The 8,335-nt window shown below is 64.4% G+C and carries 7 protein-coding genes and 1 pseudogene; 5 read left to right on the top strand and 3 right to left on the bottom strand.

What is annotated here, in order from left to right; all coding sequences use genetic code 11:
* A partial coding sequence (gene rsgA, locus BN871_RS04175; protein ID WP_048744754.1) for a GTPase RsgA occupies positions 1 to 494 on the top strand: 494 nt, incomplete at its 5' end.
* Between the two features lie 213 nt (positions 495 to 707).
* Complete coding sequence (locus BN871_RS30100; RefSeq protein ID WP_083436221.1) at positions 708 to 1,109, top strand: VOC family protein; 402 nt, start codon at positions 708 to 710, stop codon at positions 1,107 to 1,109.
* Here BN871_RS30100 and BN871_RS30095 read toward each other — a convergent pair.
* Positions 1,064 to 1,363 (bottom strand): annotated as a pseudogene (locus BN871_RS30095) (hypothetical protein); the annotation flags it as partial. The gene BN871_RS30100 and the pseudogene BN871_RS30095 sit on opposite strands and share 46 nt — an antisense overlap.
* Positions 1,364 to 1,690: 327 nt before the next feature.
* Complete coding sequence (locus tag BN871_RS04165; RefSeq protein ID WP_048744751.1) at positions 1,691 to 2,587, bottom strand: helix-turn-helix transcriptional regulator; 897 nt, start codon at positions 2,585 to 2,587, stop codon at positions 1,691 to 1,693.
* A gap of 126 nt (positions 2,588 to 2,713) precedes the next feature.
* On the opposite strand from BN871_RS04165, the gene fabF reads away from it, so the two are divergent.
* Positions 2,714 to 4,042: a beta-ketoacyl-ACP synthase II gene (gene fabF / locus BN871_RS04160; RefSeq protein ID WP_083436220.1), complete on the top strand. Its 1,329-nt coding sequence runs from the start codon at positions 2,714 to 2,716 to the stop codon at positions 4,040 to 4,042.
* A gap of 137 nt (positions 4,043 to 4,179) precedes the next feature.
* Here the strand turns inward: fabF and pxpB are convergent, their stop codons facing one another.
* On the bottom strand, positions 4,180 to 4,938 hold the full coding sequence (pxpB, locus tag BN871_RS04155; RefSeq protein ID WP_048744750.1) for a 5-oxoprolinase subunit PxpB: 759 nt from the start codon (positions 4,936 to 4,938) through the stop codon (positions 4,180 to 4,182).
* Between the two features lie 266 nt (positions 4,939 to 5,204).
* Here pxpB and BN871_RS04150 point away from each other — a divergent pair, with 266 nt between their 5' ends.
* Both BN871_RS04150 and BN871_RS04145 read left to right on the top strand, forming a co-directional pair.
* Positions 5,205 to 6,086, top strand: coding sequence for an ATP-binding cassette domain-containing protein (locus BN871_RS04150; protein WP_048744749.1), 882 nt, complete (start codon positions 5,205 to 5,207; stop codon positions 6,084 to 6,086).
* Entirely contained in the window at positions 6,077 to 8,335 is a 2,259-nt protein-coding gene (locus BN871_RS04145) for a hypothetical protein (RefSeq protein WP_048744748.1), read from the top strand. The genes BN871_RS04150 and BN871_RS04145 overlap by 10 nt, the downstream gene beginning before the upstream one ends.

The raw sequence follows: 8,335 nt of genomic DNA, 5'->3' as shown, positions 1-8,335 counted from the left end.
GGCTTGTTGCCGGAGCGGTTGATCCTCTCCAGCAAGCCCTGGCCGGCAGCGAGGAGCAGCGCGTGCAGGGCGTTAGAGGCGGGGACGACAGGGGACGGCATACGACGACTCACCGCGAGCTGTTCCGGCTCCCCGGCGGCGCGCTGCTGATGGATACCCCCGGCATGCGCGAGCTGCAGCTGTGGGACAGCGAAGGCTCCCCCGACGGCCATGCTGGCGCCTTCTCCGATATCGAGGAGCTCGCCTCCCGCTGCCGCTACACCGACTGCACCCATAGCAAGCGCGAGCAGGGCTGCGCGGTGAAGTCGGCGCTTGCCGACGGCACGCTGGATGCCGGACGGTATGAAAACTATTTGAAAACCGGACGCGAGCTCGCCCGTGTCGCCCGCAAGGAGCAGTCCGCCGCGCGCAAGACGATAACGCCCGCCGAGAACCGGCTGCGCAACAAGCAGGAGCGACGCAACGCCAAGAAGGCGACCAGCGATTGGGATTGACCGGACGCCGCGCGGGGCCAACCGATGCGTACTGCTTTTCGCTATAGGAACACCTCTGACGCTGAGTACTGCCTTTCGCCTGAACGGCATAGCGATCCGTAAGAAACGGCCCCGTCGAAGTCGTGGTATTCTGATCATACTTGCCGCCCCTGGGAGCCTTGCTCAGCTGAAGCCGGAGGGAGATGCAGGCAGGAATAATAGCACGCGGAGGGAATGTCATTGAAAATCTCCCCTATACGCCTGTTTGTGCCCAGTGTCCGGGACAGCTTTTTGTTCTACCGGGACATTCTGGGTCTGCATGTGCTCCATGGCACCGAAGAGACCCCTTATGCCGAGTTCCTCACGGGGGACATCCGGCTCGCGCTGGAACCGCCGCTCACCGGCGAAGGGCTGGCGGCGATGGACCGCAGACATGAATTTTGCGCGAGCGACCGGATGGCCGTCACCATCAAGGTGGACGATGTGGACGCGGCATACAAAGAGCTGCGGGAGAAGAAGATCCCGTTTGTCAAAGAGCCGCATGACACCCCCGAATGGGSGRCRWCGGGTCGMTKAYMKSCGCGGCAGCCGCGGGGGCGCCTGCCGATCTCCAGAAGCCGGCCGGGCATCACATAGACGGTCCGCCACGGCGGCAGCGGAACGCCGTCCACGCTTGCCTCCATGTCCGCGCCGGCAAGGGCGCAGAGCAGGCCGTCCTTGCCTGCCCGTAGAGAGGGTCCCGACATCGTCATCTCGAGCGCCGCGGCATCCCTTCTGTTGCCGGCCAGCAGATTGGCGGCCTGCAGCGACCAGCAATCCATCGCGCCTCCAGCCGGCACTCCCTGCGAGCGCCAGCCCGGCCTTCCCCGATCCTGGACTTCGAGCAGCATGCCCGCCTTGACGATTTCAAGCTCCGTTCGCACAGCCCCCACCCCCCGCAACGATTCGACGGCCCAAGCAGCCTGCCCCGAAAGCATCGGCCGTCTGTCCAACTTTGCCAGCATCCGCTCCGGACTCTGCGGAGCAGTCGGCATCTGCAGCGGCCGACAGCTCATCCGCTCGCCTGCGCCCTGCCTGCTCGGATGGCAACAGATTCCACCTTACCAGTGTAGCTCAGCCTCTCCGGATAAGCTATCCAAGGCTGCGGCCGATCGCCTGTGCGGCTGCCCGCAGCTCCATCCCGGCTGCCGTTCCGGCACCTGCCGCCACGGCAGCGCTCATGGCTCTCCATCGGACGCTTGCCGTCCATTTCCCCCGCTCGCCAAGCTCCTGCCTGTCTCCATCAGCCGAGCCATCTTGCGGTCCGTCCCCGTATCCGGCGCCGGCGTATAAATGCTGCAGCGAAGATCCTGCCCGCCTTGAACGCGCAGGCTCGTCAGCTGGAACTGCATCCGTCCCGCCTTGGCATGCCGGAATTCCAGGATGACCTCCGGCGCGGTGCTGACCCGGCTCTCCTCCCACAGCTCCCCGAACCGGGGATGCTTGGCCTCCATTTCCCGAATGAAGCCCTCATACCAGTCGTCATCCGCATACTGCCCGTAATAGGAACGGAAGATAGCCAAGTAGCCGCGCACGAATTCATCCCAGTTGACGGCCAGCCGCTGCAGCTCCGGACGGGTGAACAGCAGCTGGATCATGTTCCTCGCGTCGGGCGGAATAATCCCGAAGTCGAGAAATACTTTGGCGGCGGCTTCGTTCCAGCCGACGATTCGGCATCTCCGGTCCGAAAAGACAGCCGGACAGCTGACAAGCTGGTCCGCGATCAGCCGCAGCGCGGGCGACAGCTCCTGCGGACGGGATTCGGGGGCGAGCTCCTCGCCCTCCGCTGTCCCCTCCAGCGCCAGCGCAGCCAAATACCGCCGCTCGTCGGCATTCAGGCGCAGCGCCTTGGCGACCGCATCCAGCACCGAAGCCGAGACGCGGATATCCCGTCCTTGCTCTAGCCAGGTGTACCAGGTCGCGCTGACGTCAGCCAGCTGAGCCACCTCTTCCCTTCTCAATCCAGGCGTGCGCCTGCGGCCCCCTGCCGGCAGTCCTGCCGCCTCGGGAGAGAGCGCCATCCGCCGCGATTTCAAAAAAGCCGATAAAGCCTCCAGCCTTGCTTTCCGGTTCATTGATGTCTCCTTTCGCCCTCCATATGCCTTATCCGGGTAGTGTTTATTCTAGTATAAACGACAACTTGTACTAGGATAACAGCTATGCCAAACTGCATGTAAAGCAAAGCCGAGGAGGAATTTCACATGAAGCCAGCTACATCCGAAAACCGTGAATACAGGGCCGCGGAATCGCCATCCCGGCCTGCGGAGCATCAGCGCGGTACGGCATCCGGCGGCCGCCGCGTCGTCATTACCGGCATGGGAGCGGTAAGCCCGCTCGGCTGCAGCGTGCCGGCGCTCTGGGAAGGCTTGTCCGCCGGCCGCTCCGGCATTCGGCGAATCGATGCTTTCCCGTCGGAGACCGGCCGCGATGCCATTGCCGGTATCATCCCGGAGTGGGACGGAGAAGCCCGTTTCGGCCGCAAGGAAGCCCGGAAAATGGACCGGTTCGTCCAGTTCGCCTTGGCCGCGGCCGAAGAAGCGGTCCGCCAGGCAGGCCTATCGGCGGAGCAGCTGTCTTCGGAGCGGGCAGGGGTATATGTCGGCTCGGGCATCGGCGGCATCGGCACGCTGATCGAGCAGGCCCGCATCCTGGAGGAGAGAGGTCCCGGCCGCGTCAGCCCGACGCTCGTTCCGATGATGATTGCAAATATGGCGGCGGCCATGATCAGCATCCGCTACGGGACGCTCGGCCCGTCGCTCGCTCCCGTAACCGCCTGCTCGATCGGCAATACGGCAATCGGCGAAGCCTTCCGTCTGATCCGCTTCGGCGGAGCGGACATCGTGCTGGCCGGCGGCGCCGAAGCGGCGCTGACGCCTGTGGCGCTCGCCAGCTTCGGCAACGCGACTGCCCTCGCCTCTCCTGAAGGCGATCCCGCCGCGGCCAGCCGTCCCTTCGACGCGCTCCGCACCGGCTTCGTCATGGCCGAAGGAGCCGGCATCGTCGTCATGGAGCCGCTGGAGCATGCCTTGGCGCGCGGAGCGGAGCCGCTGGCCGAGGTGATCGGATACGGCGCCACCTCCGATGCCTATCATATCGTAGCTACGGAGCCCGCCGGCCGCGGGGCCGCCGCCGCGATGAGGCTGGCGATGGCCGAAGCCGGCCTGGCGCCTGACGATATCGGCGTCATCAGCGCCCATGCCACCGGCACCGGCGTCGGCGATCTGTCCGAGACCGCAGCGATCAAGAGCGTCTTCGGAGACGATGCCTACCGGATTCCCGTCACGGCCAACAAATCCATGACCGGGCATATGCTCGGAGCGGCAGGCGGCGTGGAGGCCATCGCCCTGGTCCAGATGCTGCGCGAAGGCCTCGTCACGCCCACTGCGAACCGGACCCACCCCGATCCCCAATGCGATCTCGACTATGTGCCTCTTCACGCGCGCAAGGCGGAGCTCCATGCCGGCCTGTCCAATTCCTTCGGCTTCGGCGGACATAATGCGGTCATTGCCCTGTCCAGATACGAGGAATAACGGCTCTTCCAATATGGCGCAGCAGGGACGCGTTCGGTACCGCCGGAATCCGCTGGAGCCGGGCTGCCGGCCGCTCCTGCGAGCTGTTCGACGTCATACCATCCAATGAAGCGACGGACCGGTCTTGCGCCTGCGGCTTATTCCGGTACGAACCGGACACGGTCGCCCGCTTGCAAAAGCGAAGGCCTTTCCCTTCCAAAATCCGCAAGCCTGGCTTCTGTGCGTCCGATCAGCTGCCAGCCGCCGGGAGATGCCGACGGATACACGCCCGTCTGCCCGCCGCCGATGCCGACCGATCCTGCCGGCACCAGCGGACGGGGCGAGCTTCTGCGCGGCTGGGCCAGCTCCGGCGGCAGCCCGTCCAAATAAGCGAAGCCCGGCAGGAAACCGATCATGACGACCCGGTAGAGGGGAGCGGAATGAAGACGGACGAATTCCTCCGCCCCGAGGCCGCTGCGGAATGCCGCTTCCTCCAGATCGGGACCGTCTGCGCCGCCGTAGCGGACCGGAATCCGGACGATGGCGGCTTCCTCCCGACTTCCCCTTGAGGGCTGCGCCGCCAATCGTTCCCTCATCATCTCGCCGGCAAGCTCATAAGGAAGAAGCAAGCCCGTGCCCGGATAGTCCGGGCCGGGCTTCATGCTTTTCATGAGCCGAACGGGATCGTACACGGCAAGCAGAGTTTCGTAGGCGGGAACGGCGTCGAGCAGCCAGCTCCATCGCGCCTCCTCCAGCCAGCGGGCGGCGGAGGCCAGTCGATCCTGCAGCGGCGCTCCATCCGGATCTGCCTGATGCAGGCTGATCATCATCGCGCGGTCGCCCGCCGGCTCGACCTTATAGGCGCAAGGAGCCGGACTTCGCCTGCCTATTGCTTTCTTCTCCTGTTTTTCATCCATTTTCAACTATCCTCCCTGCAGCTTCCCGCTATCCTTCAGCTCCCCAAAAGCCTGCTTTCCAAGCCGGTCCGCAACGTCGATCTCTTTCTTCTATTCTTATATTAGTCCTTGCCTCGGCCGAATCCTTCATCCCGGAACGGCCGGCATCGTCGCCTGGCAGCCGGCTGGCCGCTCCCTCCCCACTGGCAGGCGGCGGAATGTTATAATGGAGGACAAAGAAACTTTTTGACACGGACAGTCGTCATTTGCGCAGGAGGACCAACACTATGCTTTCCGTCCATACGCTTGGAAAACAATATAAAGACCGGTGGGCTCTTCGGCCCCTGTCCCTTGAGCTCGGCAAAGGCATGCACGGCCTGCTCGGACCGAATGGCGCCGGCAAGTCGACGCTCATGCGCCTGCTGGCTGGACTGCTGCCGCCGACGACCGGCGACGCGATGCTCGGAGGAAGCTCCGTCCGGGATTTCAAGGTCAACGGAAGCAGGATCGGCTATTTGCCGCAGACGGTGCGGATGCTTCCTCAGTTTTCCGCCCGCAAGTGGCTGGCCCATGCCGCCTCTCTTCAGGGAGGCAGCCGCGCCGAGCGGATGCGGCGGGTGGAAGAGGTGCTGGAGCAGGTCAATCTCCGCCAGGAAGCCGACGAGCCGGCGCGCTCCTATTCGTACGGAATGATCAAGCGCTTGGGCGTCGCCCAGGCGCTGCTCGGCTCCAAGGATCTGCTGATCGTCGACGAACCGACGGCAGGGCTCGATCCCGAGGAGCGGATCCGTCTGAGACGGGTGCTGGCCGAGGCGGCCGCGACCCGGGTCGTGCTGCTCTCCACGCATGTGCTCGGCGACATCGGGGCAAGCTGCCGCGAGGTCATCGTGCTCGGCGAGGGCAGGCTCCTGCATCATGGCAGCACGGAAGGGCTGGCCGGGTTCGCGGAGGACCGGACCTGGTCCTGGGAAGCATCCGAAACGGAATGGCGCCGGATGCCGCTTGAAGGCCTGTTGTCCGCGAGACGCACCGAGGAAGGCATCCGCTGCCGGGCGTTGTGCGACCGCCCTCCGTCTCCGTTCGCGGAGCGGGTGGCGCCGACGCTGGAGGAAGGCTATCTTGCGCTTGTCAGCCGCAGCAAGGAGGACGCGGACGCCTCATGGCTGTAATTTTCAGGCAAGCCGCATTGGAACTGAAGTCTCTGCTGCTGCTGCGCTGGACGCTGCTGCTTCCGTTCGGAGCCGGCATATGGATGCTCCTGCATACGTATTCGCCCAATCCGTTGTCGTCGCAGGACGTCAATCTGTACGCCTCCTCCACGCATGCGATGCTGCTGACGCTGACCACCGCGATTCCGCTGCTGCTCGGCGTCCTGCTCGTTCGCAGAGACCTGCTGCATCCTTCCGGCGAGTGGCTGTTCCGGCTTCCGCTGAGCGCATGGGGCTGGATGTGCGCCAAATGGATCGGCGGCTTCCTCTACATGTCTCTCTATATCGCCGCCATCAACGCCGCTTATGCGGTCTCCGCACTCCGCCACGCCTTGCCGCTGGCCTCCATGGCGTCGGAGATTGGAAGGTTCGCCCTCCTGTATGTGCAGTCCTACGGAATTTCGCTTGCCCTCGGGCTGTTTCTCGGTTCCCTGCTGCCGCTGCGTTTCTCGCTTCCCGCCGCGTTCTGCGCATGGGTGTTCGGCTCGCTGTTCCTTCAAGCCTATGTCGTGAAGGTTTATCAATGGGTTTGGCTGAAGGCGTTCTACCTCCAGCCGCTGCTGGATTCCGATCTGGCCGGGCATGAGGTCTGGTCGTCCGTGCTGGCAGGACCCGAGCTTCGCCGCCTGGCCCCGTTCATGGCGTTCTCCGCGCTGGTCCTGCTGACGGCGGCAAGCGCCTTGCTCGGCAGGGCCAAGCCGCCCCTTCGCCCAAGAAAGCCATGGCTCGTCTCCATCGCCATGCTGCTTGCGGCCGGAGCCGCCTTCATTCCCTATGCCTCGCTTGTATCCGATCGGACGGAGCATATGGAATCGCTGGCAGCAGCAGCTCCCGCTCTCGGCCAGGTGAAGGATCAGAACGCCTACCGGTTCCAGTTGGACAGCATGAAGCTTCATATCGCTCGCCGGGCGGGAGGAAGTGTGGAAGCCGATGCGGAGCTGTCCGTTCCGACCCCCCGGGGCCGGCTCGAGGCGGCGGACGGCCGAAGCAAGCTTCAATACAAGCACCCGGGCGAGATGACGCTGCTGCTGTATCCTTCGATGTCTGTGCGGTCGGTCCGGATCAACGGCAACCCCGTCTCCTGGGAACGCACCGGGGATCAGCTCCGAATCCGCGAAAGCCTGCTTGATCCGGCTCTGCCCGTCCAAAGCGTGGAAGTCGGCTACGAAGGGGATTGGAACGAATGGCTGATCGGCAGCAGCGGCAGCGAAAGCTTCCTCGCCTTCTCCCGGGGAGACGGGCTCTACCTGCCGGCAAGCATCGGATGGTATCCGCTTCCCGGCGGCGACAGCCTGCTTGCAAAGGATGCCGACGGCTCCCTGATGGATCGGCCGGGCTCGTCCCTCGTCAAGCCGATTGCCTACGACCTGACGATGGAAGGCTTCCGCAGCTCCCTGTTCGCGACGATTCCGCCAGCCGGCGGCAGCGGCAGCAAGCTTCAATTCCAAGGAAGCGCCCGGGACGGCATTACCGTCATCGGAGGCCGCTTCTCGGTCGTGCAGGATCCGGAATCCGCGCTGTCCATCATCACGACTCCCGGCAATATCCGGGAAGCGGAGAAGTTCCTCGACCGGTTCCGCCAGAGGCGGGAAGGCCTGCTCGAGGCAGCAGGCAGCTTGGCTCCGCTGCGCCAGGTCTTTTTCTTCCCGATGGATCTGATCGGCTCCCCTGCCGAATCCGCCATCAAGACCCGCTCGTGGTATGCGGAGAACGACACCTTCTTCATCCCCGAGACGGAACACCGCAATCTTGACAGCTACGCGGAGGACGCGATGAGCTCTCTGCTTCTCTTCGGCGATACGGGCCGCGGAGCCGAGCCCGTGCGCAACAGGTGCGGCAGCGTCCCGCAGGAAAAGGAATCCATGGCGCTCGAGATCCGGACCGCTTATGCTTATCTGTACAACCGGGAACGGGGGTCGGCATCCGCCTACCGCCTTGAAGCGGCCGGCACTCCTTATTGGGAAGCCATCCGCAAGCTGATCGACGCCGCATACGAACGAGGCCATGCCTCGCTGATCCGGGAGACGCTGTACCGTCTCCGGGAGCGCGGACTCGCCTTGCCCGAGCCGGCTCGGACGCCGGCGGGAGAACGTTCCGCGGCTTCGTACACGCCCCGGATTACATTGAGGGAATTCATGCAGGAATGGAACCGGCTCATGCCGGAGGACAGCCTGCCGACCATAAACGATCAAGCCGGCAAGGAGGAATGA

It is taken from the genome of Paenibacillus sp. P22, from assembly GCF_000469945.2.
Taxonomy (GTDB): domain Bacteria; phylum Bacillota; class Bacilli; order Paenibacillales; family Paenibacillaceae; genus Paenibacillus_O; species Paenibacillus_O humicus.
This window is presented reverse-complemented; position numbering and strand designations above follow the sequence as displayed.

Coding starts and splice junctions, on each gene's coding strand:
- BN871_RS04165 (WP_048744751.1), bottom strand. CDS start 2,587: ATGAACCGGAAAGCAAGGCTGGAGGCTTTATCGGCTTTTTTGAAATCG.
- fabF (WP_083436220.1), top strand. CDS start 2,714: ATGAAGCCAGCTACATCCGAAAACCGTGAATACAGGGCCGCGGAATCG.
- pxpB (WP_048744750.1), bottom strand. CDS start 4,938: ATGGATGAAAAACAGGAGAAGAAAGCAATAGGCAGGCGAAGTCCGGCT.
- BN871_RS04150 (WP_048744749.1), top strand. CDS start 5,205: ATGCTTTCCGTCCATACGCTTGGAAAACAATATAAAGACCGGTGGGCT.
- BN871_RS04145 (WP_048744748.1), top strand. CDS start 6,077: ATGGCTGTAATTTTCAGGCAAGCCGCATTGGAACTGAAGTCTCTGCTG.